Genomic DNA, 26,986 nt, shown 5'->3' with positions numbered 1-26,986 from the left:
GGAGTTCTCATGCGTCCCAGCGGCCGTGCGCCCGACCAGATGCGCGCCATCACGATCGAGCCCCATTTCACCCGCCACGCCGAGGGTTCGGTGCTGATCGGCTTTGGCGACACGCGCGTGCTCGTCACGGCGAGCGTTGAGGAACGCGTGCCGCCGTTCCTGCGCGGCAAGGGCCAGGGCTGGGTCACCGCCGAATATGGCATGCTCCCGCGCGCCACACACACCCGCGGCAGCCGCGAGGCGGCGAAGGGCAAGCAATCGGGCCGCACGCAGGAGATTCAGCGGCTGATCGGCCGCTCGCTTCGCGCGATCACCGACATGAAGCTGCTGGGGGAGCGGCAGATCACGCTCGACTGCGACGTGATCCAGGCCGACGGCGGCACGCGCACCGCCGCGATCTCGGGCGCGTGGGTCGCGCTTCGCCTCGCGGTCAACACGCTGATGGCGCAGGGTAAACTTACCGCCGACCCGATCACGCAAAAGGTCGCGGCGGTGTCGTGCGGCATCTATCAGGGTCAGCCGGTGCTCGACCTCGACTATGACGAGGATTCGAACGCCGACGCCGACGGCAACTTCGTCCTGCTCGGCAACGGCAACATCGCCGAGGCACAGGCGACCGCCGAACACGCCACCTACGACGAGGAAGCACTGCTCCGCCTGCTCCGCCTCGCCCGCATCGGCTGCACCGAGATCTTCGCGGCGCAGGACCGCGCCACGCAATGAGTGGTGAGGGCAAAGAGCCGCAGGCGATCCGCAAGCTCCAGCCCGGCAAGCTGGTGATCGCCAGTCATAACGCCGGCAAGGTGCGCGAGATCGCCGCACTGCTCGAGGGCCGCGGGCTCGACGTCGTCTCCGCGGGCGCGCTCGACCTGCCCGAGCCGGAGGAGACCGGCACCACCTTCGTCATGAACGCGGAGCTGAAGGCGCGCGCCGCTGCTGATCTGTCCGGCCTCCCCGCGCTCGCCGACGACAGCGGGCTGTGCGTCGATGCGCTGGGCGGCGATCCCGGCATCTTCTCCGCGCGCTGGGGCGGCGAGAACAAGGATTTCGGCCATGCGATGCGGCTGGTCGAGGACAAGCTCGCCGCGCAGGACGATCCGCCCCGCGACGCGCATTTCGTCTGCGCACTGGCGCTCGCCTGGCCCGATGGACACGTTGAGTGGTTCGAGGGCCGCGTCGACGGCACGCTCGTCTGGCCACCGCGTGGGCACAAGGGCCACGGCTACGATCCCGTCTTCGTGCCCGCAGGCCATGACGTGACCTTCGGCGAGATGGAAGAGCCGGCCAAGAACGAGATCAGCCATCGCGGCGACGCATTCCGCCAGATGGTGGCTGCGGTGTTCTGATCCAAACGGGGTGCGGCGGTTGCTGCGCCCCGACCGTTCCCGTCAGCGGCGATGTCGCGACAGAAACGCCCACATCGCCTCATTGTTGACCACCGACCAGCTGTGCGTGCCGCCGCGCACCACCCGCGCCGCGACGCTCGCCCCGTCCGGGCAGCGTGCATAGCCCTGTTCGTAGGTCCGTATGTCGATCACGCGCGCGTAGGGCTCGCTGCAGCCGTTGATCGTCGCCCAGCGCTGCAACGCCGCGGCCTGCGCATATTGCCAATATGGCGCGCCGCCGCCCGCGATCGGATTGGTCGTGTCGGCATCGCCAGAGAAGGCGAGCACCGGCATCCGTGCGTCTGGGCGGCACGTCGCCGGATCGGGCCGCATCGGCTCACCGGCGAGCGGCCGCCCAGCGCGCAGCCCCACCACCGGCGCGATCGCCGCGAAGCGGCGCGCGGCGATACAGCCCAGCCACGAGGCCATCCGCCCGCCGCCCGACAACCCCGTCGCATAAACGCGCGCCGGATCGACGCAGCCGGTCGCGGCCAGCCGATCGATCAGCCGGGTCAGATACGTAACGTCGTCGCGCGCGTCCGCCGGCGGCATCGCACCCGTGACGGTCTGCACGCCCGGAATATTCCAGACGAAGCCATGCCCCGCCGCAATCCCGCCGTCGGGCGCGACAACGACGAAGCCGTGCCGGTCGGCAGTCGCGGCAAGCCCGCTGTCGCGCAGCATCTGCGCGCCCGTGCCGGTGCTGCCGTGAAGCAGGATGACCAGCGGCAACGCTTCGTCAGTCGCCGTGGCCGGCAGATGCACCAGCGCATGCTCGGGTAGCGCGGCCAGCGCGCCGGCGCGACAGACCGGCGCGGCAGCGACCGGAGGTGCGAACGGAATGGACAGGATGCCCAGAAGCAAGGCGTACATAAGACGAGCGATCATGTGCATCAGCCTAGCGAACTTTACTCAACGATCGAAGCGCGCTGACCGCGCATCCGATCAGCTGTTGCGACAGGTAATCCGCGTTCCCCGCATCGACACGGTCGCCGTTTCTCCCGGCGCAGCCTCGACCTCGCCATTCCCGTTCTTCGTCGTCACCGTCAGGTGTAGCGGCTCTGCCACGCGGCACACCAGTTCCTTGCCGGCCTGCGCGCAGGTTTTCTGCAATCGTTGATAATCGGCGGGGCTGGCAGTCCCGACCGGGGTCACGCCGAACGACACCAGCGTCGCCCCCCGAGCAGCGCGGTCTTCAGCCCGCCAAGCGTGTTCACCTCCCATACCGGCACCTTCTCTTTGCCGGTCGGCGGCTTCGGCTTGAGGCCGATCTGCGGCGCCAGACGCTCACAAAAGTTTGGCAGTGGCGTTTGCGCCGTCGACACGGAGGCGAACATGGTCATGCCCGCAATCAAGAACCAGCACATATGTCGTCCCCCGGGATGATGTTTGCGCCTGTCGTATGCCGGGTCGACCACATTTGGCGCTGATCCGACATGCCGCGCCACATCGCGCGCCGGCAGCCTTCCGACGCGCCCCCCCCAGCATCCACCTAAGCGTCATATCGATAGGATCGCGCGCCTTTCGGCGGGGTTCGACTTGCCGGGCCAAGTCGACAACGGAGTCGCTGCTCCCTCTTCTACGATCCCGCTGGTGACGCGTCGATCGCACACGTGCGACAGCGACGGCGTACCTATTCTGCCGCGATCGCCTGCGCCGGTGCTTCCGCCACGACGCGGATCGTCCGCTCGCTCGGGTCGATCGGATCGAGGAAGAATGCGCCCGCGTCGCGATTGGCGGTGAGCCAGGCGACGTGCGCCGCACTGATCCGCTGTCCCGGCACCAGCCGCGGCACGCCCGGCGGCGCAGGCGCGATCGTCTCCGCCGCGATGCGGCCTTCCGCCTGCTCGAGCGGCACCTGCTCGACCGCACCAAACAACGCTTCGCCTGCATCCAACGCCATTTCGACCTTTAGCATACGCAGTGGCGGCGCATCGCCGGTCGGCGCCAGCGACAGCGTGCCCTTGCGCAAGCCTTTCGCGCACGCCGCCAGCCCGCGCGCCAACGCACGCACGTCCGCCGCCGTCGTGCCCGGCGCAACGATCGCGAGCAGATGCCGCGCGTCCGACAGTCCGACGCTGACACGGTATTCCTTGTTCAGCCAATCATCGATCGCATAGCCCGACGCACCCAGCGCGCTCACGTCGACCAGCACCTTGGTCTCGTCCAGGTCGCTGCCCGCCGGCAGGTCTTCGCGACCGAACACGCGCACGCCCTTGATCTTGTTCAGCCGCGCCCGCAGGTCCGCCGCCCGCTCCAGTGCCTTGCCCCAGATCGCCTCGCCGTAAAGCGCATGCTCGCGTCGCGCGACATCCAGGCTGGCTAAGATCGGCACCGACGGGCTTGTCGTCTCGAACAATTCGTAGGCCATCCACAGTCGCTGACGATCGACCAACTCGCCTTGCGCCAGCAGCGCCGACCCCTGCGTCAGTGCGCCCATGGTCTTATGGACGCTGTAGACCGCGACATCGGCGTCCTTGGTCAGCGCATCGTCGGGCAGCGCCTCGCAGAAGGCGAACGCACCGCCCCATGCGGCGTCGCAGATCAGCGGCACTCCGCGCGAATGACAGATCGCCGCCAGCGCACCGATGTCGCTCGTCACACCGAAATAGGTCGGCGAGACGACGACGAACGCCTTCGCATCCGGGTTCGCGTCGAGCGCCGCGGCGAGCGCCTCCGGCGCGACACCGTGCTCGATGTCGAACGCGTCGTCGATCATCACCGGCACGATCCGGGCGTTCAAGCCTACGGCCAGCGCATGGGCTCGCTCGGCCTTGTGGACGTTTGCGGCGAGCAGCACCGTGTCGCCCGGCGCCGCCACCGCCGCCAGCGCGGTGTGCAGGCTCTGTGTCGATCCACCCGTCACGAAGCGGCAGAAATCCGCCTGCCAGGCTTCCGCTGCAATCTCGTGCGCGCGTTGCAGCACGTGTGCGCCTTCGGTCCGGTCATCCAGCCCCTTGGGCGTGATCACATCGGCCTCGAACACGCGCTTGCCCAGCACTTTCTCCAAGTCACGCGGCAGCGCTGCACCTTGATGATGCCCCGGCGCGCCGAAACCGTGAACCTTGCGACGCTCGATCTGCTGCAGCGAGTCGATAATGGGTGCCTGGGTCTGATCCATGCGGCACGAACGCCGCCCCATGCCGACGTGTCCTACCGTTCCACCTATGTCATGAAAATAAATCAGTAACTTCGCTCACCCACGACATTGCCGGGCGGCGAGTAGCGGCACACGAGGAAGTCGTCTCTCGCGTTCGCGGCCAGCGCGCAGCCGATTGCGCGCGTGCCGCGCCAGACGATCTGCGTGTAATGCGCCACATCGCCCGCGCGCCCGGTACGGCTGAACCCCGGCGTTGGCGCGTTGACGAAGTCGCGCCGCTCCGCCAGCCACAGGTCGATCATCTCGGCGTAGGAGTATGCGCCACGCGTGCCGGTGAACAGATTCTCGCCTTGCCCATGTTGGTCGGCGTGCGCGAAGCGGCCGCTCTGCGCCATCTGCTCGGCGTAGCGCTGCGCATCACGCGCAAGTGCCTCGTCCCACGCCAGCGGTGTCAGCCCAAGCTCGGCACGCGCCGCATTGTGCCGCGCGAGCATCACGCGTCGCAGCAGCCCGCTCCCCCGCGCCGCCGGGGAACCGCTGGTCCGCGCCTCCACTACCCGCTCGGGCGCCGGCGCGCTCGTGCCCGCCGAACATGCCGGCAGCCCGATCACCGACAAAGCGAGCGCAAGCAGCGCGACGTGGCGTTTCGGCATCATCAACGCCATATGGGCGCGGCATGACGCCCGACAATCCTGCTTCCCCCGTGTTGAGCCAAGACGAACCGCTCGCGCTCTACGTCCACTGGCCGTTCTGCGTCTCCAAATGCCCCTATTGCGACTTCAACAGCCACGTGCGCGAAACAGTTGATCAGGCGCGCTGGCGTGATGCGCTGCTGCTCGACCTCGCGCATGAGGTCGCCGCGCTGCCCGGCCGCCGGCTCGGCTCGATCTTCTTCGGCGGCGGCACCCCCTCGCTGATGCCGCCCGAGACCGTCGCCGCGATCATCGATGCAGCCGCCGCTGCCTGGACGCCTGTGCCCGATCTCGAGATCACGCTGGAGGCGAACCCGTCCTCGGTCGAGGCCGCACGCTTCGCCGACCTCGCCGCAGCGGGCGTCAACCGTGTCTCGCTGGGCTTGCAGGCGCTCGACGACTGCGCGCTCCACTTCCTCGGCCGCGCCCACGACGTGGCGGAGGGGCTTGGTGCGCTCGACACCGCGCAACGCGCCTTCGCGCGCGTCAGCTTCGACCTGATCTACGCCCGCCCCGACCAGCCGATCGATGCGTGGCAGGCGGAGTTGCGCCGCGCACTGGCGTTCGGCACCGAACACCTTTCGCTCTACCAGCTGACGATCGAGCCAGGCACGCGTTTCGCGACCGAGGCCGCGGCCAGCCGCCTCGTCATTCCCGATGCCGACGCCGCTGCCGACCTTTTCGAGCTCACGCGCGCGATCACCGCCGACGCAGGCATTCCCGCCTATGAGGTGTCGAACCACGCGCGGCCCGGCGCGGAGAGCCGCCACAACCTCGCCTATTGGCGCTACCGCGATTACGCCGGTATCGGCCCCGGCGCGCACGGCCGCCGCGGCAATCTCGCGACGCAGCGTCGCCGCAAGCCGGAGAACTGGCTTAACGCCGTCGACCGCAACCGGCACGGAATCGAGCTCGAGGAACCACTCACTCCCGCCACGCGCGCATCGGAGGCGTTGCTGATGGGGCTGCGACTGGCGGAGGGTGTCGACCTTTCGCGCATCACGCGCCGCACCGGATTGCCGATCGACGCGCTGATCGACCGCCGCGCCGTCCAGCAGCTACCCGATCTGATCCGCCTGAACGGGGATCACCTGACGGTCACCGACGCGGGCATGCTACTGCTCGACGCGATCCTGCCGCGCGTCGTCCGCGCCGACGAGGCGGCGGCCTAGAACCGCGCCCGCCTCAATCGTCGAACCGCGTCGGCGCGGGCGACACCGTCACCGTCGTGCCGCCGCGCACCTCCTGCACCTCCAGCGCGCGCTCGGCGACGCCGTCGCGACCGAAGCGGAACGCGCCGTCGATGCCCGCGAAACCGTCCGCATCGCGCAACCGGTTCTGCGGAAAGGCGCTGCCGACGCGCCAGTCGCGCGAGATCCGCACGACCAGCAGCACCGCATCGTAACCCAGGCTCGACAACCGGTACGGGCCTGCGCTGAACCGCGCGCGATAGTTCTGCGCATACTGGCGATACAGATTGTCGGGCACGCTCGCGAACCACGCCCCGTTCAGCGCGGCCTGCGTCGCCACCGCGCGATCGGAGTTCCACAATTCGGTGCCGAGCAGCCGCGTCGACGGGCTCGCACGCTTGAGGAGCGGCGCCGCCGCCGCCGCGGTGCTGCCGCCGTCCGCGATCATCACCGCGTCGAACGGCGCATCCTTGTTCATCCGCGTCACCGCCTGCGCGACTGCGGACGGCGCACGATCGTAGGTCTGCAGCGACACGACGCGCCCGCCCGCCTGCTCGACCGCGCGCAGGAACACCGTCGAGGCACGCGATCCGTAAAGCGCATTGGGCACCAGCCCGCCGAAGTTCTGCACGCCCTGGCTGCGCGCGAACGCGACCACGCGCTCGATCGACTGGTTCGGCGCATAGCCCATCACATAGGTGCCGTTGCCGGCAACGCTGACGTCGTTGGAGAAGGAGATCACCGGCACGCCCGCGCGCCTGGCAATCGGCGTCACCGCGCGCACGTCGTCGGCCAGCAGCGGGCCGAGGATCAACTGCGCGCCCTCCGCAATTGCACGATTCGCCGCCGCCGCCGCGCCGGTTGCGGTGTCGTAATTGGTGATGCGCACCTGCTGGCTGCGCGCGTCGAGCAGCGCCAGCTGCGTCGCATTGGCGATGCTCCGCCCGACCCCCGCGTTGCTGCCCGACAATGGCACCAGCAGCGCGACACGGTTGCGCTCCGCATCCTGCGGCACGCCCGCGATAACGCCGCCTGTGTCGGGACCACGCGTCGGGCGCGGTTTCTGCGCCACGGGCCGATCGGGCGCGGGCGTCGGCCCACGCGGTACGACGGTGGCGCAAGCGGACAAAAGTACCGCCGCCGCCAGCGCTACCAGTTTCGAAACCGCGCGTGTCGGTTGCGGCCCCCGCTTCGATTCTGCCATGACACCCCTCGTGGAACCTCTATCTCCCGGTCTGTACATCGTCGCGACGCCGATCGGCAATCTCGCTGACCTTTCTCCCCGCGCTGCCGACATCCTGAGCCGCGCCGACGCGGTCGCGGTGGAGGACACGCGAGTCACCGCGGGCCTCCTGCGCCACATCGGGGTCAAGCGGCCGATGCTGCCCTATCACGACCACAATGCGGAGGGGATGCGACCGCAACTAATCGCGCGCATGGCGACCGAGGCGGTCGCGCTCGTCTCGGATGCAGGCACCCCGCTCATCTCCGATCCCGGCTACAAGCTGGTGCGCGATGCGCGCGCCGCCGGCCATGCGGTGGTGACGATCCCCGGTCCCTGCGCCGCGATCGCCGCGCTGACGCTCGCAGCACTTCCGACCGACCGTTTCCTCTTCCTCGGCTTCCTGCCCTCCAAACAGCACGCCCGCGCCGAGGCGATCGCCGAGGTCGCCGCCGTCCGCGCAACGCTGGTCCTGTACGAAAGCGGCCCGCGCCTTTCGGCCTGCCTGTCCGCACTCGCCGACGGCCTCGGCGACCGCGAGGCCGCGGTCGCGCGCGAAATCACCAAGAAGTTCGAGGAAGCCGTTACCGGTCGCCTCTCCACCCTCGCCGCGCGCTACGCCGATACGCCCCCAAAGGGCGAGATCGTCATCGTCGTCGCGCCGCCCGAGCCGCCCGCCCCCGCCAGCGCCGACGACGGCGACGCGGCACTCGCCGAGGCGCTCACCCGGCTCCCCGCCGCCAAGGCCGCAGGCGAAGTCGCCCGCGCGCTCGGATTGGATCGCAGGACACTCTACGCCCGCGCGCTGGCGATGAAGGGCGAACGCTAGCCCGATCCGGCTTGCGCCGGTCGCCCACCCCGCGCAGGATCGCGCCATGCCGCGCCCCGCCCCCGCACGCTCCCCCGATCAACGCCGCGCGGCGGAGACGAGCGGGCGGCGTGGCGAGCGGCTGGCGGCATGGTGGCTGCGACTGAAGGGCTGGCGCATCCTCGACCGCCGCGTCCGCACGCCCGCGGGCGAGGTCGATCTGGTCGCGCGCCGCGGCAACCTGATCGCGTTCGTCGAGGTGAAGATGCGCCGCACCGCCGCCGAGCTCGACCACGCGATCGACCAGCGCCGGCTCGCGCGCGTTGCCGCCGCGGCGGAGGTGCTGATGCCGCATTATGCCGGGCCGGGCGACGACATCCGCGTCGACGTGATCCTGCTCGCACCGGGCACACGCCCGCGCCACATCGAGAACGCCTGGATTGGTTGAGCGAACCCGGCTGTGTCGCCTCCGCACACCCATGCGCAGCGGGGTGACGTTCGCGACCTTCCCCGCGTGATCAGCCGCTCGCGGGTGACAACCGCCTGCCCCGCGCCTAGGTCGGAGCGGATACGCTGTCCGGAGGAACCATGTCGCTCACCGTCGCCGTCCAGATGGACCCGCTCGACCAGATCAACGTCGCGGGCGACTCAACCTTCGCGCTGATGCTCTCCGCGCAGGCACGCGGGCACCGCCTGTTCCACTATCAGGCGGAGGACCTGAACTGGTCCGATGGCCGGCTGTGGGCGAAGGCGCATCCGGTCACCGTCCAGCCACCCAGCACGCCGGGCGCGCGCGATCATTTCCGCTTCGGTGATCCCGTCAATCTCGACCTCGGCGACGAGGCCGACGCGGTGCTGATGCGGCAGGACCCGCCGTTCGATCTTGGTTACATCACCGCGACCCACCTGCTCGAACGGATCGCCGACCGTACGCTCGTCGTCAACGATCCCGCCAGCGTCCGCAACGCACCCGAAAAGGTGTTCGTGCTCGACTATGCGCGCTTCATGCCGCCGACGCTGGTCACCCGCAGCCTGGAGGAAGCGCGCGCCTTTTTCAGCAAACACGGTCAGATCGTGGTCAAGCCGCTCCACGGCAACGGCGGCAAGGCGATCTTCAAGGTCGAGGAAAATGGCCTCAACCTGTCCGCGTTGTTCGAAATCTTCAACCAGACCTGGCGCGAGCCGCACATGGTGCAGGCGTTCCTGCCTGACGTGGCGAAGGGCGATAAACGCATCGTGCTGGTCGACGGCGAGGTCGCGGGCGCGATCAACCGCTTGCCCGGCGTCGGCGAAATCCGCTCCAACCTCGCGGTCGGCGGTTCGGCCGAGAAGACTGAGCTTACGCCACGCGAGCGCGAAATCTGCGATATACTCGGCCCGGAGTTGAAGCGTCGCGGGCTGATCTTCGTCGGCATCGACGTGATTGGCGGCGAGTGGCTGACCGAGATCAACGTGACCTCGCCGACCGGCATCGTCGCGATTGAACGGTTCGACGGCACCGACGTGGCGGGCATGATCTGGGACGCGATCGAGCGGCGTGTAACGGAACGCTGACGCCGGCGCGGCCGTTGCCCGATCGCATGACCGAACGCCGCTGCCCGTGACCGATCTCGTCCTCGATTGGATCGCCTGGGGCGGTTACCTCGGCATCTTCCTGCTGATGGCGCTGGAGAACATCTTTCCGCCGATCCCGTCGGAGGTGATCATGGGGCTGGGCGGGATCGCGGTCGCGCGCGGGCAGATGGCGATGGTGCCGCTGGTGCTGTGGGGTACCGCCGGCACCACGGTCGGAAACCTATTCTGGTACGAGGTCGGCCGCCGGCTCGGCTACACGCGCTTCCGCCCCTTTGTTGAACGCCACGGCCGCTGGCTGACGCTCGAATGGGACGATGTTGAGCGCATCCACACCTTCTTTCAGCGGCAGGGCGGCTGGGTCGTGTTCGTGTTCCGCTTCATGCCGACGTTCCGCACCATGATCTCGCTGCCCGCCGGCATGACCGCGATGCCCTTGTGGCGCTTTAGCCTATGGACGTTCCTCGGCTCGGCGATCTGGAACGTGATCCTGGGCGGCGCGGGCTATTACCTCGGCACGCGCTATGCAGAGCTCGACAAATATGTCGGCCCGGTCGGCATCGCGCTGATGGTCGTCGCGGTATTGGTCTACCTCTACCGCGTCGTCACTTGGCACCCGCGCGGGCGCTAACCCGCTACAGGTCGAGCGCCCAGCCATCGCGACCCTTCGGATCGAACGGCTTCGTCGGCACGAAGCGCTCGTCGCCGCCACGCAGTCGCAGGATCGTCCAGTCGCCACGCCGATTGACCGCTTCCAGCACGCACCCGCACGCCTCGAATGCCGCCACCACCTCGGCACGCTGCGTTTCGAGCAATCCCGCCAGCACGATCGCTGCGCCCGGGGCAGCGATCGCCGCCACCTCCGGCGCCATCGAGATCAGCGGGCCGGCCAGGATGTTGGCGATCACCAGATCATAGGGTGCGCGGGCCGCGATCTCGTCGCTCAACGCGCCGTCGGCGACCAGCAGCCGCAGCTCGGCCACCCGGTTCGCCGCCGCATTCTCTTGCGTCACCACGATCGCCGCCGGATCGATGTCGGTCGCGGTGATCGCCGCCGCTGGCCACAGATGCTGCGCGGCAAAGGCGAGCAGCCCAGTGCCGGTGCCCAGGTCGATGACATTGGAGAACGTCCGCCCGGACAATCCGTCGAGCATCGCCAGACACCCCGCCGTCGTCGCATGGTGCCCGGTCCCGAACGCCTGACCCGCGTCGATCAGGAACGCGCGGCCACCCTCGGGCGGCGCGATCGGATGCGCGCTGGTATGCACGACGAAGCGGCCCTCGCGGATCGGCTCCAGCCCCGCCTGGCTCATCGTCACCCAGTCCTGCGCGGTCAGCGGCTCGACGATCGGCGCAACGCCCGCCGCACTCGGCACCAACGCCCGCAGCGCGTCGATCATCGCGGCGTCGGGCTCGTACTCGCAATAAGCGTCGAGCCGCCAGTGCTCGCGGTCGTCCTCGACCTCCTCGGTCGTCATCAGCACCGCGTCGATCGTCAGATCGTCGGCGGCGTCGATCGCCTCGGCCTCGGCGCGGGTGCACGGCAGCGTGACGCGCCAGCTGTCGATCGCGCCTTCCTCAGCGGACATAGCTCGCCCCGTTCACGTCGATCACCGCACCCGTCATCGACGCCGGCGCGTCGGTCGCGAGCCAGCGCGCGGTCTCTGCGACTTCCTCGGGCGACGCCACCCGTCCGAGCGGAATGTCGGCGAGCAGCTTATCGCCGCCGCGGCTGGCGAGATAATCCTCGGCCATGCCCGTCATGGTAAATCCCGGGCAGATCGCGAACGCCAGAATGCCCTCGCCGGCATAACCCCGCGCGATCGTCTTGGTCATCGCGACCATCCCCGCCTTCGACGCGGCATAATGCCAGTGCGCCGGACTGTCGCCGCGATAGGCCGCGCGGCTCGCGACGTTGACAATCCGTCCGTCGGGCGCCTGTTCCTGCCCCACCTCTTGCCAGTGCAGGACCGCGCGACGGCACAGGATGGCGGAGGCGGTCAGATTGACCTGCATCGTCCGCTCCCACCCCGAAAGCCACGCGTCATCGGCGCTGTCGAGCGGATTGGACTCGAACACGCCGGCATTGTTGATCAGCACGTCGATGCGCCCGTCCAGCCGCTCGAGCGCTGTGTCCCACAAACGGTCCGGGGCGCTCGGATCGGCGAAGTCGGCCGGCACGCCGCTTGCCGTGCCATGCCCGACGACCTGATGGCCCGCGTTCAACAACGCCTCGGCGATCGCCGCGCCGATGCCGCGGCTCGAACCGGTGAGAAGAATGTTGCTCATGGCACGCGGCTGTAGGACGCCGCCGCCATTGCAGCAACGCCGCTCGCCGCGCGTCAGGCGACGCTGCGCGCGAACTCCTCCGCCGACCCGCGCAGCGCTTCCAGCCGGGCGCCGACATGCGCGAACTCGTCCTGCAACGCGTCGATCTCGCTCGCCACGCCCTCCGTATCCGACCGGATCGCCGCGATCGTGTGGGACATCGAATCGGCGGCAAGCGCGGTTTCGTCGACCGCCGCGGTGATCGCAGTGACCGTATGCGCCTGCGCTTCCATCGCATGACGGATACGCGTGGCCGAATCCTGCACCTCCAGCACGGTGGTGCGGATCGAGGCGGAGGTATCGACCGTCGTGCGCGTCGCGGTTTGGATCGCAGCGATCTTGCCCGCGATATCATCGGTTGCGCGCGCGGTCTGATTGGCGAGGCTCTTCACCTCCTGCGCCACCACCGCGAAGCCGCGCCCGGCGTCACCTGCGCGTGCCGCCTCGATCGTGGCGTTCAGCGCAAGCAGGTTGGTCTGCCCCGCGATGTCGCGGATCAGCCCCAGGATCGATTCGATCGATTTCGCATGTTCGCTCAGCGCCTCGGACACGCTCACCGCGTCGCCCGCCTGCCGCCCTGCCTTGGTCGCGATCTCGGCCGCTGCCTCCACCTCGACGCGTGCGTCCTCGATCGCGCGGATCAGCCCGGCCGCGGTCGACGCGGCATCGCGCATCGCCACTGCTGATTGCTCCGCCGCCGCCGCGACCTCGCTCGCCTTGCCCAGCATTCCGCGCGCCGAGGCCGACGCACCCGCCGCCTGCTGGCGCAGCCCGTCACCGTTCTGCGTCGCCGCCTCGACCGTCACCGCGATGCCGTCACGGAACTCGACTGCCAGCCGGTCGCGCGCCATCTGCGCGCTATGCTCGCGAAACGCGGCGTAGAGCTCGACGGTGATCTCGCCTTCCAGCGCCGACAGCCGCATCAACGTGTCGACCAATTCGGCCAACCGCGCGTCACCCGCGGGCACCCGGCCCATCAGGCTGTCGAGCGCGGCGCGGTCGCTCGCGCTGATCATCGACAACAGCGCCATCGGCGTCACGTCGGCGGCATAGGCGGAGGCCACCGAACGCTCGATCGATTCGACCCAGCCGCGCTCGCGTGTGCGCAGGAAGCGGCTTTCCAGGAACGCGCAGCCCAGCTCGATCATCCGCTCGGTGTCGTGTGGCGCCCACACCTTGCCGCTTTCGAAACAGCGCTGCCACTGGTTCCAGTAAGCGGTCGAGATCGCGACAACATCGGGCGCGATCGCCTCCCACGTCGCGCGGCTCATCGCCGCCAGCCGGCCGTCGGCATCGAACACGCGGAACCGCGCGGCCAAGTCCAGTTTCGCCGCGATCGAACCCGGGGTCGGCAGATCGATCGGCTCTAGGCGCTGCGTCATGAAGGTCATGGCCCTGCGTGTACCGCGAACCGGTTAATGCCGCGTTAGACGTGCCGGACGTGCCGCCACCCTTGCATCGCGCGGCATGGCGGTTAAGGGCATCTGACTGAAAGGAACCGACGTTGGCCAGCCGACCCGCCCCCCGATCCCGCCCGAGGAGCCCGCACCTCTTCACGGGCCCGATGCAATTTCATTACCGTTTCAGCCCCGCGATGCTGACCTCGATCACGCACCGCGCGACCGGTGCGGCGATGGCGACGGTGGGCGCGATCCTGCTGGTGTGGTGGCTCGCCGCGATCGCCGCGGGCGAGCATGCCTATGCGACGTTCCGCGACGTGTTCGCCACCTCGGCCGGACACCTGAACGTCATCGGCTACGTCGTCGGCATCGGGCTGACCTGGTCGGTGTTCCAGCATCTGGCGAGCGGCATCCGCCACCTCGTCATGGACACGGGCGCCGCGTTCGAGCTGAAGACCAACCAGTTGTTCGCGCGAATGACCTTCGTCTTCTCGATCGTCATGACGGTCCTGTTCTGGCTCTGGCTGGGGTTGAAGTAATGAGCACCGAACTCGGCCGCGTCCGCGGTTACGGCAGCGCGCACGAGGGTGTGCATCACTGGTGGCACCAGAAACTGACCGCGGGCACCAACCTGCTGCTGATGGTGTGGCTGCTTGCCTCGCTGGCGATGCTGCCGGCGTATGATTTCGCGACCGTGCGGCTGTGGCTCGGTTCGGCCTGGGCGGCGATCCCGATGCTGCTGCTGATCGTGTCGGTCGTGTACCACTTCCGCTTAGGGTTGCAGGTCGCGATTGAGGACTATGCACGGATGCAGAGCCGCTTCGTGTCGATCGTGCTGCTCAACGTGTATGCCGCCGCCATCGCGGGCGTCGCCATCTTCTCCATCCTCAAGATCGCCTTCGGAGCCGCGCAGTAATGGCTGCCTATCAGATCATCGACCACACCTATGACGCCGTTGTCGTCGGCGCGGGCGGCTCGGGCCTGCGCGCGACGATGGGGATCGCGGAAAGCGGCCTCAAGACCGCCTGCATCACCAAGGTCTTCCCGACGCGAAGCCACACGGTCGCCGCGCAGGGCGGCATCGCAGCATCGCTCGGCAACAACTCGCCCGATCACTGGTCGTGGCACATGTTCGACACCGTCAAGGGCTCCGACTGGCTTGGCGACCAGGACGCGATCGAATACATGGTGCGCGAAGCACCGCAGGCGGTGTACGAGCTTGAGCACGCCGGTGTGCCGTTCAGCCGCAACGACAACGGCACGATCTACCAGCGCCCGTTCGGCGGCCACATGCAGAACATGGGCGAAGGCCCCCCGGTTCAGCGCACCTGCGCCGCCGCCGACCGTACCGGTCACGCGATGCTCCACGCGCTGTACCAGCAGTCGCTCAAGTACGACGCCGACTTCTACGTCGAATATTTCGCGCTCGACCTGATCATGGAGAACGGCGTCTGCCGCGGCGTCATCGCGCTCTGCATGGAAGACGGCTCGATCCACCGTTTCCGCGCGCACAATGTCGTGCTGGCGACCGGTGGTTACGGGCGCTGCTACTTCTCCGCCACGTCGGCACACACCTGCACCGGTGACGGCAACGCGATGGTGCTGCGCGCGGGTCTCCCCTTGCAGGACATGGAGTTCGTGCAATTCCACCCGACCGGCATCTACGGCGCGGGTGTGCTCATCACCGAGGGCGCGCGCGGCGAAGGCGGGTATCTGACCAACTCCGAGGGTGAGCGCTTCATGGAGCGTTATGCGCCGAGCGCGAAGGACCTCGCCAGCCGCGACGTCGTCGCACGCTCGATGGCGGCGGAGATGCGCGAGGGCCGCGGCGTCGGTCCGAACGGCGATCACATCTACCTCCACCTTGACCACATCGATCCCAAGGTGCTGCACGAGCGGCTGCCCGGCATCACCGAGACGGGCAAGATCTTCGCCGGCGTCGACCTGACGCGCCAGCCGTTGCCCGTTACGCCGACAGTCCACTACAACATGGGCGGCATCCCGACCAACTATCACGGCGAGGTCGTCAACCTTCGTGACGGCAACCCCGACGCGGTCGTGCCCGGTCTGTTCGCGGTCGGCGAGGCGGCATGCGTCTCGGTCCACGGCGCCAACCGTCTCGGCTCGAACAGCCTGATCGATCTGGTCGTGTTCGGCCGCGCGACGGGTCTCAGGATCAAGGATATCCTGAAGCCAAACACCACGCACAATCCGCTGCCCAAGGGTTCGGAGGAGATGGCGCTGACCCGCCTTGACACCTTCCGCAACGCCGCCGGCTCGACCCCGACCGCGCACATCCGTCGTGAGATGCAGCGGACGATGCAGAAGCATTGCGCGGTGTTCCGCGACACCGCTTTGCTCGCCGAGGGTGTCGAGAAGATCGATCAGGTCTACACCTCGATCGGCGACGTGTCGGTCAAGGATCGCTCGCTGATCTGGAACACCGATCTCGTCGAAACGCTCGAGCTCGACAATCTGCTGTCGCAGGCGGTCGTCACGATGCGCTCGGCCGACAACCGCAAGGAGTCGCGCGGCGCGCACATGCACGAGGACTTCCCCGATCGCGACGACGCGAACTGGATGAAGCACACCATCGCCACCTTCGACGGCTGGGGCGGCAAGGGTGGACAGGTCGCGATCGACTATCGCCCGGTGCACGACTATTCGCTGACCGACGACATCGAATACATCAAGCCGAAGAAGCGCGTCTACTAAGGCGTCGATCAGGTTCGACTGACAGGAACCCGCCGGATGACCTCCGGCGGGTTTCTTGTTGAATCACGCCGCGCGACGATGCCGCCACAGCCCTGCCGCTGTCCCCGCCAGCGCCGCGCCGATGGCCAGCGCCGCCACCGGGTGCCGTGCGGCCGAGGTGTAAACGCTGAATCCCTTCCCCGTCTGATCGCGCGATCGCTCCACGCCGTCATGCGCCTGGGCGAACAGATCGTCCGGCCGCGGCTGATTGCGCGTCGGGTCGATGAACATTGCGGAACCCAACGCGGCCACACGGTCGAACAGGGCGGGCGCGTGTTGCGCGAAGAGCATCTGCATCTTCCCCGCGCCGCCCACCGTCACGCCGCGCGTCGGACGGGTCGCCGCATCGAGGATCGCTTCCGTCACCAGCACCGGATCGTACACCAAGGGCGGGATGCGCGCCTTGCCGCCGACGTGGTTGCTCGCATGCTCGGCGACCGGCGTGTCGATGCCCGACGGCTGGATCAGCGTGACCGAGATCGGCGCGGCGTCCTGCAACAACTCGGCGCGCAGCGTATCGATATAGCCCTTCACCGCATGCTTGCTCGCGGCATAGGCGCCCATCAGCGGGCTCGGCATCCCCGCGGCGATCGAGGCGACGGTGATCAGCGCCCCGCCGTGCTCACGCAAGTGTGGCACCGCGGCGACACAGCCGTTGGCGACACCGAAATAGTTGGTGCGGAACAGCCGCTCATGCTCGTCGACCGGGGTATCGAGCAGCTTGGCGTAGATCGCGACGCCGGCATTGTTGACCCAGGTGTCGATGCGTCCGAACCGTGCCACCGCATGACGCGCGACCCGCGCCATCGCCTCGGCGTCACCCACATCGGCGGCGACTGCATAGGCTTCCCCGCCCGCTTGTTCGATGTCCGCCACGATCTCCCTCAGCGAGGTTTCGTCGCGAGCGGCCAGCACCAGCTTCGCAGCCCGGGTCGCCGCTAGCCGCGCGGTGACCAGCCCGATCCCCGACGAGGCACCGGTGATGACGATCACCTGCTGATCGAGCGGTTTCAACTTCAATGACATAGTCAAGCATCCTCTCGCATGTGCAGCATAGCGAACGTGACGGACGAGCGTTCCGGTGTGAGCGTCGGGCAGGTGGACCTCAAGACCGCGGCGCGATTGCGCTCTTGACGAGCCACGCGCCGTGCCGGCTAATCTGCGCGCAGGGGACCTTGGCCATGCGCATGCTTCTGCCGCTCGTCATCGCATCGATCGCGACCGTCGCGACCGCGCAGACCTACCAGCCCGCTCGCCACACCCTCCCCGCCCCGGTATTCGCCGGCGGCGACAACGAAACGCAGATTGAGGCCGACATGGGGATCGATGTCGAGCGCGACCGATCCGCGCGCTGGCGGCTCGACGAACATCGCCGGCTCGAACGTACGCTCGCCGCGGTGCGGCCGCAGCGTCCCGGTCAGGTCGACGCGTTCGTGATCGTCGCCGCGCTCGATAGCGATCCCGTCTTCGGGCGCGAGGCACGCGAGGCCGCACGCGTGCTCGCCCGGCGCTACCACGCCGACGGCCACGTCATCCTGCTCGCCGGCAGCGACGGCACGCGCGACAGCGAACTGGCGATGGGCAGCCCCGGCAACCTCGACCTCGCCCTCGCACGCGTTGCCGAGGTGATGGACCCGGCGGAGGACGTGCTGATCCTCTACACCACCAGCCACGGCGCGCCGTTCGGGCTTTACTATAACGACGGTGATCAGGGCTACGGCGCGGTGTCCCCTGCCCGCTTGTGGAACCAGCTGTCGACGCTCGGCATCCGCAACCGCCTGCTCCTGCTCAGCGCCTGCTATTCGGGCGTGTTCGTGCCCATGCTGTCGTCGGACACGACCGCGATCGTGACCGCGGCGGCGGCCGACCGGCCCTCCTTCGGTTGTCAGGCGGACAATGATTGGACCTTCTTCGGCGACGCGCTGGTCAACACCGCGCTCAGGAAACCGCAACCGCTCGCCAGCGCGGCGGTGCAGGCGCAGACGCTGATCGCGGGATGGGAACGCGCGTCGTCGCTCGATCCTTCGCGTCCGCAGGTATCGATCGGCGCGGGTGCAGCACGCTGGCTCGCCGTACTGGAGCGCGACCTGCCCGTCGCGACACCGCGCGTCGGCCGCCCGGCGAGCGCCTTGCTCGAGGTCAAATAGCGCGACAAGCGTGGGAACCTTGCCGGCTTCCTGACGCTAAGCGCGCCATGACCCAGCCCAGCACCCCCATGCCCGCCGCCACGCCCAGCAATGCGAACAACTACCCGCTGCTCGCGCGTCCGCATATCCAGCTCTACGGTACCGTCGATGATCGAATGTACGCCAAGTTCCTCGACGGGCTTGCCGCCGCGCCCACCGAAGGTCCGCTGGTCGTCTCGATTACGACACTCGGCGGCGATCCGGAGATGGCGCGTGCGATGGGTGATTCGATTCGCTTGATGCGCGAATACACCGGACGCGAGACGCTGTTCCTCGGCAAGGTCGCGGTCTATTCCGCCGGCGCGACCTTCATGTCCGCCTTCCCCGCCGACAAGCGCTTCCTGACCAAGAACTCGCGGCTGATGATCCACGAACGGCTCATGAATTCGACGATTCAACTGTCGGGGCCGCTCAACACGCTGTCGCCCGTGCTCAACGCCAAGCTCAACGAGATCGAGGACTCGATCCGCATCCAGGACGAGGGCTTCGCCGATCTCGTCCGCGGCACGCAGGTGACGCTTGATGAATTAAAGCAGCGCGCGCCGCACAATTGGTACATCGAGGCGAGCCACGCGCGCGATTTGGGCTTGGTTCTCGACATCATCTGACCCTGCGCAAATGGTGGCAGGCGCAGTCGGGGCGCATTATGTCTTGAGCCTTGGCGCGTCCGCGCTAGGAGTGATGCAGGCTCGTTTGCGGCTGCGGCCGCGATCGGGTAACTGAGCCGACAGCGATCGTGACGTCTCTCGCCTGCGATCCTGCCACCAGATGAGTAAGAGACGCGCATGGCCGAGTTCACCCTGCCCAAGAACAGCCGGATCAAGGGCGGCAGCAAGCATCCCTCGCCGCAACCCGGCGGCAAGATGCGCAACTTCAAGGTGTATCGCTACGATCCCGATTCGGGCGAGAACCCGCGTTTCGACACGTTCGAGGTCAATACCGACGAATGCGGCCCGATGGTGCTTGACGCGCTGATCAAGATCAAGGGTGAGCAGGACTCGTCGCTCACCTTCCGCCGTTCGTGCCGCGAAGGCATTTGCGGCTCGTGCTCGATGAACATCGACGGGCGCAACGGCCTCGCCTGCACCACCGCGATTGAGGACGTGAAGGGTGAGGTGAAGATTACACCGCTACCCGCGATGGACGTGGTCAAGGACCTTGTGCCCGACTTCACGCGCTTCTACGCGCAATATGCCTCGATCACGCCGTGGCTGCAGACGGTCACGCCGCCGCCCTCGGGCAAGGAGCGGTTGCAGAGCCCGGAGGAGCGCGCCAAGCTCGATGGCCTGTACGAGTGCATCCTGTGCGCATGCTGCTCGACCTCGTGCCCAAGCTATTGGTGGAACTCCGACAAGTTCCTGGGGCCGGCGATCCTGCTCCAGGCGTATCGTTGGCTCGCCGACAGCCGCGACGAGATGACGGGCGAGCGGCTCGATGCATTGGAGGATCCGTTCCGCCTGTATCGCTGCCACACGATCATGAACTGCGCCAACGTCTGCCCCAAGGGGCTCTCGCCCGCCAAGGCGATCGCCGAAATCAAGAAGATGGAGGTCGAGCGGATCGTCTGATCCGCCGGCTCTTATCCGCCACCGTTCATGCCGGTCCTGCCGCGGCGCGTGCCTGAACACGTCCCCGCCGCCGGCATGAATGGATCACCATGGACCGTAGCGACCACAGCGAGGCCACCCCCTCGCGCGCCTTCCTCTTCGACGAACATCCCGACCATCCTGGCTGGATGCACTGGCGCTTCCGCGACGAGACCCGCTTCAACTCGTTCTTGGGCGACGTGATCGTCCGGCAGGAAGACGCGCTCGCCCGCGTCCGCATGACGCCGGAACATCGACACTCCAACTTCGGCAACAACGTCCACGGCGGCGCGCTGCTCGGCTTCATCGACGTGGCGCTGTTCGCCGCACTGCGCAGCTTCGGTGTGCTCTCGGCCGGTCCTGCGGTAACGCTCGACCTCAACACGCACTTCATCGGTGCAGGCCGCGTCGGTGAGCCGCTGGAGGCGCAGGTCGAAATCCTGCGCGAAACACGGCGGCTGGTCTTCGTGCGTGGGCTGCTGGTGCAGCTGGACATGACGGTGGCTGAGTTTTCCGGCACGATCCGCAAGCCGAGCGCACCCTGATGGCGGGGGTACGTGCCGCCTATGACGCGCTGATCGCCGCGGGCGAGCTCCGCCCCGATGCCGAGCAGGCCGCGGCCGCCGACCGCCTCGACGCGCTGGCGAACGAGCTGGAGCATCCGCGCACCACCGGCCTGTTCCGCCGTCGCGTGGTCCCGGCGAAAGGCGTCTACCTGTGGGGCGACGTCGGCCGCGGCAAGTCGATGCTAATGGACCTGTTCTTCGATCACGTCGACGTCCCCGCGAAGCGCCGCGTCCATTTCGCCGAGTTCATGATCGAGGTTCACGGCCGCATCGCGATCGAGCGGCGCAAGGAAGCCGGCGATCCGATCATCCCCGTCGCGCAAGCGCTCGCCGAGGACGCGCGACTGCTCGCCTTCGACGAGATGATGGTGACCAACTCGCCCGACGCCATGATCCTGTCGCGGCTGTTCACCGCGATGATCGAGGCGGGCGTGACGATCGTCACCACCAGCAATCGCGCGCCGACCGACCTGTACAGGAACGGCCTCAACCGCGAACACTTCTTGCCCTTCATCGCGCTGATCTGCGAGCGGCTTGACGTGCTGGCACTTAACGGGCCGGTCGATTATCGCCGCGACCGGCTAGGCCAGCAGGATACCTGGCTCGTTCCCAACGGCGCGAAAGCAACCGCGCAGCTATCCGCCGCCTTCTTCCGCCTGACCGACTATCCGCCGGAGGACCGCGAGCACGTACCGAGCGAGGAGCTGTCGGTGCAGGGCCGCACGCTCTACGTCCCCAAAGCGCTAAAAGGCGTCGCCGTGTTCAGCTTCAAGCGGCTGTGCGGCGAGGCGCGCGGCGCCGCCGACTATCTCGCGATCGCCCGACGCTATCACACCGTCATCATCGTCGGCGTACCTGTCCTGGGGCCGGAGAACCGCAACGAGGCCGCGCGTTTCGTCAGCCTGATCGACGCGCTCTACGAACATAAGGTCAAGCTGCTCGCCGCCGCCGACGCGCAACCGGACAAGCTCTATCCAACAGGCGATGGCCGGTTTGAGTTCGAACGTACCGTCAGCCGCTTGGAAGAGATGCGATCGGAAGAGTATCTGACGCAGGGTCACGGCCAAGCATGAAGCTTAACGCTATTGCGAACTGTTATCGGTAATATCTTGCCACCGAGGCTTTTGCGGGTTGTCGCACGCCGCCAAAGCGCGTAGGCGACCTAACCATCCACCGTAACGACGAGAGGGGATGGAATGGCCCGCAAGAAGATCGCGCTGATCGGCGCCGGCAACATCGGCGGCACGCTCGCGCATTTGGCTGCGCTCAAGAATTTGGGTGACATCGTCCTGTTCGACGTCGTCGAAGGCGTGCCGCAGGGCAAGGCGCTCGACCTGTCGCAATGCGGGCCAGTCGAGGGCTTTGACGCCAAGATTACTGGCACCAACGATTATGCCGACATCGCCGGCGCGGACGTCATCATCGTCACCGCGGGTATCGCGCGCAAGCCCGGCATGAGCCGCGACGACCTGCTCGGCATCAACCTTAAGGTGATGAAGGCGGTCGGCGAGGGCATCAAAAATAATGCCCCCGACGCATTCGTCATCTGCATCACCAACCCGCTCGACGCGATGGTGTGGGCGCTGCGCGAATTCTCCGGCTTGCCGCACAACAAGGTCGTCGGCATGGCGGGCGTGCTCGACAGCGCGCGCTTCTCGCACTTCCTCGCGACCGAGTTCGGCGTGAGCGTGAAGGACGTGAACACCTTCGTGCTCGGCGGTCACGGCGACACGATGGTGCCCGTGCTCGAATATTCGACCGTCAGCGGCATCCCGGTCAGCGACCTGATTGAGATGGGCTTCTCCACCAAGGAGAAGGTCGACGAGATCATCAAGCGCACGCGCGGCGGCGGCGGCGAGATCGTGGCGCTGTTGAAGACCGGCTCGGCCTATTACGCCCCCGCGACCAGCGGCATCGCGATGGCGGAAGCGTATCTGTATGACCAGAAGCGCATCCTCCCCGCCGCCGCCAACCTGTCGGGTGAGTACGGCATCGACAACCTTTACGTCGGCGTCCCCGTCGTGATCGGCGCGAACGGCGTCGAGAAGATCGTCGAGGTCAAGCTGTCTGACGAGGCGAAGCAGAACCTCCAGGTATCGGTCGACGCGGTCAAGGAACTGCTCACCGCGTGCCGCGGCATCGACAACACGCTCGCCTGAACGGCTGACGAAAAGGACCCCCGATGAGCATCCTCGTCGACAAGAATACCAAGGTCATTACGCAAGGGATGACCGGCAACACCGGCAGCTTCCACACGCAGGCCGCGCTCGACTACGGCACGCAGATGGTCGGCGGCGTCACGCCGGGCAAGGGCGGAACCGAGCATCTCGGGCTGCCGATCTACAACACGGTGCACGAGGCCGTGGCCGCGACCGGCGCGACTGCCAGCGCGGTCTACGTGCCGCCGCCCTTCGCCGCGGATTCGATCCTGGAGGCGATCGATGCCGAGGTGCCGCTGATCGTCTGCATCACCGAGGGCATTCCGGTGCTCGACATGGTGCGTGTGAAGCGCGCGCTCTCGGGGTCGAAGTCCCGGCTGATCGGCCCGAACTGCCCCGGCGTGCTGACGCCGGGCGAGTGCAAGATCGGCATCATGCCGGGCAACATCTTCCGCAAGGGCTCGGTCGGCGTCGTCAGCCGTTCGGGCACGCTGACGTACGAGGCGGTGTTCCAGACCTCGAACGCCGGCCTGGGTCAGACCACCGCAGTCGGCATCGGGGGCGATCCGGTCAACGGCACCAACTTCATCGACGTGCTGGAGTTGTTCCTCGCCGACGACGCGACCGAGTCGATCATCATGATCGGTGAGATCGGCGGCGACGCCGAGGAGCAGGCGGCACAGTTCCTCAAGGACGAGGCGAAGCGCGGACGCAAGAAGCCGATGGCCGGCTTCATCGCGGGCCGCACCGCGCCTCCGGGCCGTCGCATGGGCCACGCCGGCGCGATCGTGTCGGGCGGCAAGGGCGACGCCGAGAGCAAGATCGCGGCGATGGAAGCTGCCGGGATCAAGGTTGCGGCCAGCCCGAGCGAGCTCGGCTCGACCCTGCTCGAGGTGCTGAAGGGTTGAGGCGCGATCGCCCGTTCGCGGGTGACGCGTGAATGACGGACGAGCGCTTGTAACCGGGGCCGCCCGCGCTCGTCCGATCGCCGCCTTCAAGGCGGCCGGCCCCCCCTCGCCTTTGCCGGCGAGACATGAGGTGTGTGATGGGCTTCGAAGGTCAGGATTTCAGCGACATCGCCGGCGGCGTCAGCCCCGCGTTCATCGACACGCTCTACGCCCGCTTCAAATCCGCTCCCGACAGCGTCGAGCCCGGCTGGCGCTCTTTCTTCGAAGGGCTTGAGGGCGCAAGCAGCACGCCGTCCTGGACCAACCAGCGCTGGCCGCTGACCACCACCGACGACCTGACCGCCGCGCTCGACCCGACGCAGATGGAGCCCGCGCCCAGGCCCGCCAAGGGCGGCGCCAAGGCGGCACCGGCCGCGGCCGCGCCCTCGAAGGACGACATCATCCGTGCCGCGGGCGATTCGATCCGCGTGCAGATGCTGGTGCGCACCTACCGCGTGCGCGGGCATCTGGCGGCGAACCTTGACCCGCTCGGCCTCTCCGGCCTGCGCGAGCTGCCCGAGGATCTGAAGACCGAATATTACGGCTTCACCGACAATGACATCGATCGCCCGGTCTACCTCGGCGGCACGCTGGGGCTGGAGTGGGCAACAGTACGCGAGGTCGTCGACACACTGCGCGCGAATTACTGCGGCAACGTCGGCCTCGAATACATGCACATCGCCGACGTCGAGGAGCGTCGCTTCCTCCAGGATCGCATGGAGGGCAAGAACAAGGCGATTGAGTTCACGCCCGAGGGCAAGAAGGCGATCCTCAACAAGGTGATCGAGGCCGAGCAGTGGGAGAAGTTCCTCGGCCGCAAATATGTCGGCACGAAGCGCTTCGGCCTCGACGGCGGCGAGAGCATGATCCCCGCGCTTGAGAGCCTGATCAAGTACGGCGGCGCCGATGGCGTCAATGAGATCGTGTTCGGCATGGCGCACCGCGGCCGCTTGAACGTGCTTGCCAACGTGATGAGCAAGCCGCTGCGCGTCATCTTCCATGAATTCGCGGGTGGCAGCGCCAACCCCGACGATATCGGTGGCTCGGGCGACGTGAAGTACCACTTGGGCACCTCGACCGACCGCGAGTTCGACGGCCATAAGGTGCACATGAGCCTGGTCGCCAATCCTTCGCATCTCGAGGCGGCGGACCCGGTCGTGCTCGGCAAGATCCGCGCGATCCAGACGATCGCGGGCGACCTCGACACGCATTCGCGCTCGCTGCCCGTACTGATCCACGGCGACGCCGCCTTCGCGGGGCAAGGCATCGTCTGGGAGTGCTTCGGCTTCTCCGGCATCCGCGGCTACAACACCGGCGGCTGCGTCCATTTCGTCATCAACAACCAGATCGGCTTCACCACCAGCCCGCAGTTCGCGCGCTCGTCGCCCTACCCGTCCGATGTTGCGAAGGGCGTTCAGGCGCCGATCTTCCACGTCAACGGCGACGATCCCGAGGCGGTCACCTTCGCCACCAAGATGGCGATCGAATACCGACAGAAGTTCCACCGCGACGTTGTCATCGACATGTGGTGCTACCGCCGCTTCGGCCACAATGAGGGCGACGAGCCCGGCTTCACTCAGCCGATCATGTACAAGGCGATCCGCAGCCACCCCGGCGTCAGCGACATTTACGCCAGGCGACTGGTGCAGGAAGGCGTCGTCGATCAGGCATGGGTCGACGAGAATGTGAAGCTGTTCACGACGCGGCTGGAGGGCGAGTTCGAGGCGGGCGCGGCGTACAAGCCCAACAAGGCCGATTGGTTCGCGGGCCGCTGGTCCGGGCTCCACGCCCCGGCCGACGCCGACAGCCAGCGTCGCAGCGTCGACACCGGGATCGAGCCCAAGCTGTTCGATGCGCTCGGCCGGCTGCTGACGGCGATCCCCGACACGATTTCGGTCCACAAGACGCTGTCGCGCGTGCTCGACGCCAAGCGCGAGATGTTCCGCTCGGGCGCGAACTTCGATTGGGCGACCGGCGAGGCGCTCGCGTTTGGATCGCTCCTCTCGGAGGGCTACGGCGTTCGTCTGTCGGGCCAGGACTCGGGCCGCGGGACGTTCTCGCAGCGTCACGCCGTCTGGGTCGACCAGGGTGACGAGCACAAGTACGTGCCGCTGTGGAACGTCGAGCATGGCAGCTTCGAAGTGCTCGACTCGCCGCTGTCCGAATACGGCGTGCTCGGCTTCGAATACGGCTACGCGCTGGCGGACCCGAAGACGCTGGTGCTGTGGGAGGCGCAGTTCGGCGACTTCGTCAACGGCGCGCAGATCATGATCGACCAGTTCATCACGAGCGGCGAGGCCAAGTGGCTGCGCGCCAACGGCCTCGTGATGCTGCTGCCGCACGGCTACGAGGGTCAGGGGCCTGAGCACTCGTCGGCGCGACCCGAGCGCTTCCTGCAGGCGTGCGCGGGTGACAACATCCAGGTCGCGAACTGCACCACCCCGGCGAACTACTTCCACCTGCTGCGCCGGCAGATGCACCGCAACTTCCGCAAGCCGCTGGTCGTCTTCACGCCCAAGTCGCTCTTGCGCCACAAGCTGGCGGTGTCGAGCGCGGCGGACTTCCAGCGCGACACGCATTTCCGCCGCGTGTTGTCCGACCCCTCGGCGCCCGCGGATGCGGCGACCAGGCGGCTCGTGCTGTGCACCGGCAAGGTGTCGTACGACCTGATGGAAGCGCGCGATGCGGCCGGCGACGAGCACACGCAGATCGTGCGCGTCGAGCAGCTCTACCCTTTCCCGACGCAGTCGCTGGTCGAGCGGATCGCGCGGATGCCGAACCTCGAAGAGGTCGTGTGGGCGCAGGAAGAGCCGCGCAACAACGGCTACTGGTTCTTCGTCGAACCGTTCATCGAGGAAGTGCTCAAGGACGCGAACTGCCCGGTCAGGCGTCCGCGCTACGCCGGCCGCGCCGCTGCCGCCTCGCCTGCGACCGGCCTGATGAAGCGCCACCAGGCCGAGCAGGGTGCGCTGATCGCCGACGCGCTCGGGCACAATGTGCGCGAGGAAATCCGCCGGACTCGCGAGGCCGACACCACCAAGAAGGCCGGCTCGGCCGGCGCCTGACCCTTCGCTCAACACAGGAATAGATC

At 67.6% G+C, this 26,986-nt stretch carries 28 protein-coding genes; 18 read left to right on the top strand and 10 right to left on the bottom strand.

Annotated elements, in window-relative coordinates:
* The first annotated feature begins 9 nt into the window (after window positions 1-9).
* Window positions 10-723 (top strand): ribonuclease PH, encoded by a 714-nt coding sequence (rph, locus tag SMN802W_RS0105745; protein ID WP_019515944.1) that lies wholly within the window; start codon window positions 10-12, stop codon window positions 721-723.
* A complete protein-coding gene (gene rdgB, locus SMN802W_RS0105740; protein WP_019515943.1) occupies window positions 720-1,346 on the top strand; it encodes an RdgB/HAM1 family non-canonical purine NTP pyrophosphatase in 627 nt (208 codons plus the stop codon). The genes rph and rdgB overlap by 4 nt, the downstream gene beginning before the upstream one ends.
* Window positions 1,347-1,388: 42 nt before the next feature.
* Here rdgB and SMN802W_RS0105735 read toward each other — a convergent pair whose 3' ends face one another.
* From SMN802W_RS0105735 to SMN802W_RS0105715, 5 genes are all read right to left on the bottom strand, one after another.
* The gene (locus SMN802W_RS0105735) at window positions 1,389-2,273 is read right to left on the bottom strand and encodes an alpha/beta hydrolase family esterase (RefSeq protein WP_238560113.1); all 885 of its coding nucleotides are present in this window, start codon (window positions 2,271-2,273) and stop codon (window positions 1,389-1,391) included.
* A gap of 57 nt (window positions 2,274-2,330) precedes the next feature.
* The gene (locus SMN802W_RS0105730; protein ID WP_156818738.1) at window positions 2,331-2,552 is read right to left on the bottom strand and encodes a hypothetical protein; all 222 of its coding nucleotides are present in this window, start codon (window positions 2,550-2,552) and stop codon (window positions 2,331-2,333) included.
* Complete coding sequence (locus SMN802W_RS0105725) at window positions 2,537-2,728, bottom strand: hypothetical protein (RefSeq protein WP_156818737.1); 192 nt, start codon at window positions 2,726-2,728, stop codon at window positions 2,537-2,539. The genes SMN802W_RS0105730 and SMN802W_RS0105725 overlap by 16 nt, the downstream gene beginning before the upstream one ends.
* Window positions 2,729-3,018: 290 nt before the next feature.
* Window positions 3,019-4,506, bottom strand: coding sequence for an aminotransferase class I/II-fold pyridoxal phosphate-dependent enzyme (locus SMN802W_RS0105720; RefSeq protein ID WP_019515939.1), 1,488 nt, complete (start codon window positions 4,504-4,506; stop codon window positions 3,019-3,021).
* Between the two features lie 62 nt (window positions 4,507-4,568).
* Complete coding sequence (locus SMN802W_RS0105715) at window positions 4,569-5,150, bottom strand: CAP domain-containing protein (protein WP_019515938.1); 582 nt, start codon at window positions 5,148-5,150, stop codon at window positions 4,569-4,571.
* 11 nt (window positions 5,151-5,161) lie between these two features.
* Between SMN802W_RS0105715 and hemW the strand changes: the two genes are divergently transcribed.
* Window positions 5,162-6,349, top strand: coding sequence for a radical SAM family heme chaperone HemW (gene hemW / locus SMN802W_RS0105710; protein WP_019515937.1), 1,188 nt, complete (start codon window positions 5,162-5,164; stop codon window positions 6,347-6,349).
* A 13-nt stretch (window positions 6,350-6,362) separates the two neighbouring features.
* Here hemW and SMN802W_RS0105705 read toward each other — a convergent pair whose 3' ends face one another.
* Window positions 6,363-7,571 (bottom strand): penicillin-binding protein activator, encoded by a 1,209-nt coding sequence (locus tag SMN802W_RS0105705; RefSeq protein ID WP_026325794.1) that lies wholly within the window; start codon window positions 7,569-7,571, stop codon window positions 6,363-6,365.
* Here SMN802W_RS0105705 and rsmI point away from each other — a divergent pair.
* The 4 genes from rsmI to SMN802W_RS0105685 all read left to right on the top strand — a co-directional run bounded on the left by rsmI (window position 7,570) and on the right by SMN802W_RS0105685 (window position 10,600).
* Window positions 7,570-8,418 (top strand): 16S rRNA (cytidine(1402)-2'-O)-methyltransferase, encoded by an 849-nt coding sequence (rsmI, locus tag SMN802W_RS0105700; protein ID WP_026325793.1) that lies wholly within the window; start codon window positions 7,570-7,572, stop codon window positions 8,416-8,418. The genes SMN802W_RS0105705 and rsmI overlap by 2 nt on opposite strands.
* 46 nt (window positions 8,419-8,464) lie before the next feature.
* Window positions 8,465-8,845, top strand: coding sequence for a YraN family protein (locus SMN802W_RS0105695; RefSeq protein ID WP_019515934.1), 381 nt, complete (start codon window positions 8,465-8,467; stop codon window positions 8,843-8,845).
* A 140-nt stretch (window positions 8,846-8,985) separates the two neighbouring features.
* Window positions 8,986-9,951, top strand: a complete 966-nt coding sequence (gshB, locus tag SMN802W_RS0105690; RefSeq protein ID WP_019515933.1) for a glutathione synthase — start codon at window positions 8,986-8,988, stop codon at window positions 9,949-9,951.
* Window positions 9,952-9,997: 46 nt separating this feature from the next.
* Window positions 9,998-10,600 (top strand): DedA family protein, encoded by a 603-nt coding sequence (locus SMN802W_RS0105685; protein ID WP_019515932.1) that lies wholly within the window; start codon window positions 9,998-10,000, stop codon window positions 10,598-10,600.
* Between the two features lie 4 nt (window positions 10,601-10,604).
* Here the strand turns inward: SMN802W_RS0105685 and SMN802W_RS0105680 are convergent, their stop codons facing one another.
* The 3 genes from SMN802W_RS0105680 to SMN802W_RS0105670 are packed head-to-tail and all read right to left on the bottom strand — an operon-like array spanning window position 10,605 to window position 13,688.
* Window positions 10,605-11,558, bottom strand: coding sequence for a 50S ribosomal protein L11 methyltransferase (locus tag SMN802W_RS0105680; protein WP_019515931.1), 954 nt, complete (start codon window positions 11,556-11,558; stop codon window positions 10,605-10,607).
* A complete protein-coding gene (locus SMN802W_RS0105675) occupies window positions 11,548-12,258 on the bottom strand; it encodes an SDR family NAD(P)-dependent oxidoreductase (protein ID WP_019515930.1) in 711 nt (236 codons plus the stop codon). The genes SMN802W_RS0105680 and SMN802W_RS0105675 overlap by 11 nt, the downstream gene beginning before the upstream one ends.
* A 53-nt stretch (window positions 12,259-12,311) precedes the next feature.
* A complete protein-coding gene (locus SMN802W_RS0105670; protein ID WP_019515929.1) occupies window positions 12,312-13,688 on the bottom strand; it encodes a methyl-accepting chemotaxis protein in 1,377 nt (458 codons plus the stop codon).
* A 113-nt stretch (window positions 13,689-13,801) separates the two neighbouring features.
* Between SMN802W_RS0105670 and sdhC the strand changes: the two genes are divergently transcribed.
* Genes sdhC through sdhA form a run of 3 tightly spaced genes read left to right on the top strand, consistent with a single transcriptional unit; the run spans window position 13,802 to window position 16,412 of the window.
* Window positions 13,802-14,236, top strand: a complete 435-nt coding sequence (sdhC, locus tag SMN802W_RS16505) for a succinate dehydrogenase, cytochrome b556 subunit (protein WP_037523175.1) — start codon at window positions 13,802-13,804, stop codon at window positions 14,234-14,236.
* A complete protein-coding gene (gene sdhD / locus SMN802W_RS0105660) occupies window positions 14,236-14,613 on the top strand; it encodes a succinate dehydrogenase, hydrophobic membrane anchor protein (RefSeq protein ID WP_019515927.1) in 378 nt (125 codons plus the stop codon). The genes sdhC and sdhD overlap by 1 nt, the downstream gene beginning before the upstream one ends.
* Complete coding sequence (sdhA, locus tag SMN802W_RS0105655) at window positions 14,613-16,412, top strand: succinate dehydrogenase flavoprotein subunit (protein ID WP_019515926.1); 1,800 nt, start codon at window positions 14,613-14,615, stop codon at window positions 16,410-16,412. The genes sdhD and sdhA overlap by 1 nt, the downstream gene beginning before the upstream one ends.
* A gap of 63 nt (window positions 16,413-16,475) precedes the next feature.
* Here the strand turns inward: sdhA and SMN802W_RS0105650 are convergent, their stop codons facing one another.
* Window positions 16,476-17,477, bottom strand: a complete 1,002-nt coding sequence (locus SMN802W_RS0105650; RefSeq protein ID WP_019515925.1) for an SDR family oxidoreductase — start codon at window positions 17,475-17,477, stop codon at window positions 16,476-16,478.
* 155 nt (window positions 17,478-17,632) lie between these two features.
* On the opposite strand from SMN802W_RS0105650, the gene SMN802W_RS0105645 reads away from it, so the two are divergent.
* From SMN802W_RS0105645 to SMN802W_RS0105610, 8 genes are all read left to right on the top strand, one after another.
* Entirely contained in the window at window positions 17,633-18,598 is a 966-nt protein-coding gene (locus SMN802W_RS0105645) for a C13 family peptidase (protein ID WP_019515924.1), read from the top strand.
* Between the two features lie 47 nt (window positions 18,599-18,645).
* Window positions 18,646-19,245: an ATP-dependent Clp protease proteolytic subunit gene (locus SMN802W_RS0105640; RefSeq protein WP_238560111.1), complete on the top strand. Its 600-nt coding sequence runs from the start codon at window positions 18,646-18,648 to the stop codon at window positions 19,243-19,245.
* A gap of 177 nt (window positions 19,246-19,422) precedes the next feature.
* Window positions 19,423-20,205: a succinate dehydrogenase iron-sulfur subunit gene (locus SMN802W_RS0105635; RefSeq protein ID WP_019515922.1), complete on the top strand. Its 783-nt coding sequence runs from the start codon at window positions 19,423-19,425 to the stop codon at window positions 20,203-20,205.
* An 89-nt stretch (window positions 20,206-20,294) separates the two neighbouring features.
* A complete protein-coding gene (locus SMN802W_RS0105630) occupies window positions 20,295-20,768 on the top strand; it encodes a PaaI family thioesterase (RefSeq protein WP_019515921.1) in 474 nt (157 codons plus the stop codon).
* Window positions 20,768-21,862: a cell division protein ZapE gene (zapE, locus tag SMN802W_RS0105625; RefSeq protein WP_019515920.1), complete on the top strand. Its 1,095-nt coding sequence runs from the start codon at window positions 20,768-20,770 to the stop codon at window positions 21,860-21,862. The genes SMN802W_RS0105630 and zapE overlap by 1 nt, the downstream gene beginning before the upstream one ends.
* A gap of 123 nt (window positions 21,863-21,985) precedes the next feature.
* A complete protein-coding gene (gene mdh, locus SMN802W_RS0105620) occupies window positions 21,986-22,948 on the top strand; it encodes a malate dehydrogenase (RefSeq protein ID WP_019515919.1) in 963 nt (320 codons plus the stop codon).
* A 23-nt stretch (window positions 22,949-22,971) separates the two neighbouring features.
* Window positions 22,972-23,856, top strand: coding sequence for a succinate--CoA ligase subunit alpha (sucD, locus tag SMN802W_RS0105615; protein ID WP_019515918.1), 885 nt, complete (start codon window positions 22,972-22,974; stop codon window positions 23,854-23,856).
* Between the two features lie 137 nt (window positions 23,857-23,993).
* Window positions 23,994-26,960 (top strand): 2-oxoglutarate dehydrogenase E1 component, encoded by a 2,967-nt coding sequence (locus SMN802W_RS0105610; protein WP_019515917.1) that lies wholly within the window; start codon window positions 23,994-23,996, stop codon window positions 26,958-26,960.
* Window positions 26,961-26,986 lie beyond the last annotated feature (26 nt).

Origin of the sequence: Sphingomonas sp. Mn802worker (genome assembly GCF_000382485.1) — a bacterium.
GTDB lineage: Bacteria > Pseudomonadota > Alphaproteobacteria > Sphingomonadales > Sphingomonadaceae > Sphingomonas.
Note: the sequence above shows the minus strand (reverse complement) of the source record. Positions and strands in the feature narration are given on the sequence as shown.

Bases quoted from the DNA above. Each gene is read 5' to 3' on its own strand.
- rdgB (WP_019515943.1), top strand. From the start codon at position 720: ATGAGTGGTGAGGGCAAAGAGCCGCAGGCGATCCGCAAGCTCCAGCCC.
- SMN802W_RS0105725 (WP_156818737.1), bottom strand. From the start codon at position 2,728: ATGACCATGTTCGCCTCCGTGTCGACGGCGCAAACGCCACTGCCAAAC.
- SMN802W_RS0105720 (WP_019515939.1), bottom strand. From the start codon at position 4,506: ATGGATCAGACCCAGGCACCCATTATCGACTCGCTGCAGCAGATCGAG.
- rph (WP_019515944.1), top strand. From the start codon at position 10: ATGCGTCCCAGCGGCCGTGCGCCCGACCAGATGCGCGCCATCACGATC.
- SMN802W_RS0105640 (WP_238560111.1), top strand. From the start codon at position 18,646: ATGACCCAGCCCAGCACCCCCATGCCCGCCGCCACGCCCAGCAATGCG.
- gshB (WP_019515933.1), top strand. From the start codon at position 8,986: ATGTCGCTCACCGTCGCCGTCCAGATGGACCCGCTCGACCAGATCAAC.
- SMN802W_RS0105645 (WP_019515924.1), top strand. From the start codon at position 17,633: ATGCGCATGCTTCTGCCGCTCGTCATCGCATCGATCGCGACCGTCGCG.
- sdhD (WP_019515927.1), top strand. From the start codon at position 14,236: ATGAGCACCGAACTCGGCCGCGTCCGCGGTTACGGCAGCGCGCACGAG.
- SMN802W_RS0105670 (WP_019515929.1), bottom strand. From the start codon at position 13,688: ATGACCTTCATGACGCAGCGCCTAGAGCCGATCGATCTGCCGACCCCG.
- sucD (WP_019515918.1), top strand. From the start codon at position 22,972: ATGAGCATCCTCGTCGACAAGAATACCAAGGTCATTACGCAAGGGATG.
- SMN802W_RS0105650 (WP_019515925.1), bottom strand. From the start codon at position 17,477: ATGTCATTGAAGTTGAAACCGCTCGATCAGCAGGTGATCGTCATCACC.
- rsmI (WP_026325793.1), top strand. From the start codon at position 7,570: ATGACACCCCTCGTGGAACCTCTATCTCCCGGTCTGTACATCGTCGCG.
- zapE (WP_019515920.1), top strand. From the start codon at position 20,768: ATGGCGGGGGTACGTGCCGCCTATGACGCGCTGATCGCCGCGGGCGAG.
- SMN802W_RS0105610 (WP_019515917.1), top strand. From the start codon at position 23,994: ATGGGCTTCGAAGGTCAGGATTTCAGCGACATCGCCGGCGGCGTCAGC.
- mdh (WP_019515919.1), top strand. From the start codon at position 21,986: ATGGCCCGCAAGAAGATCGCGCTGATCGGCGCCGGCAACATCGGCGGC.
- SMN802W_RS0105695 (WP_019515934.1), top strand. From the start codon at position 8,465: ATGCCGCGCCCCGCCCCCGCACGCTCCCCCGATCAACGCCGCGCGGCG.
- sdhA (WP_019515926.1), top strand. From the start codon at position 14,613: ATGGCTGCCTATCAGATCATCGACCACACCTATGACGCCGTTGTCGTC.
- SMN802W_RS0105735 (WP_238560113.1), bottom strand. From the start codon at position 2,273: ATGATCGCTCGTCTTATGTACGCCTTGCTTCTGGGCATCCTGTCCATT.
- SMN802W_RS0105675 (WP_019515930.1), bottom strand. From the start codon at position 12,258: ATGAGCAACATTCTTCTCACCGGTTCGAGCCGCGGCATCGGCGCGGCG.
- SMN802W_RS0105630 (WP_019515921.1), top strand. From the start codon at position 20,295: ATGGACCGTAGCGACCACAGCGAGGCCACCCCCTCGCGCGCCTTCCTC.
- SMN802W_RS0105705 (WP_026325794.1), bottom strand. From the start codon at position 7,571: ATGGCAGAATCGAAGCGGGGGCCGCAACCGACACGCGCGGTTTCGAAA.
- hemW (WP_019515937.1), top strand. From the start codon at position 5,162: ATGACGCCCGACAATCCTGCTTCCCCCGTGTTGAGCCAAGACGAACCG.
- SMN802W_RS0105635 (WP_019515922.1), top strand. From the start codon at position 19,423: ATGGCCGAGTTCACCCTGCCCAAGAACAGCCGGATCAAGGGCGGCAGC.
- SMN802W_RS0105715 (WP_019515938.1), bottom strand. From the start codon at position 5,150: ATGGCGTTGATGATGCCGAAACGCCACGTCGCGCTGCTTGCGCTCGCT.
- SMN802W_RS0105680 (WP_019515931.1), bottom strand. From the start codon at position 11,558: ATGTCCGCTGAGGAAGGCGCGATCGACAGCTGGCGCGTCACGCTGCCG.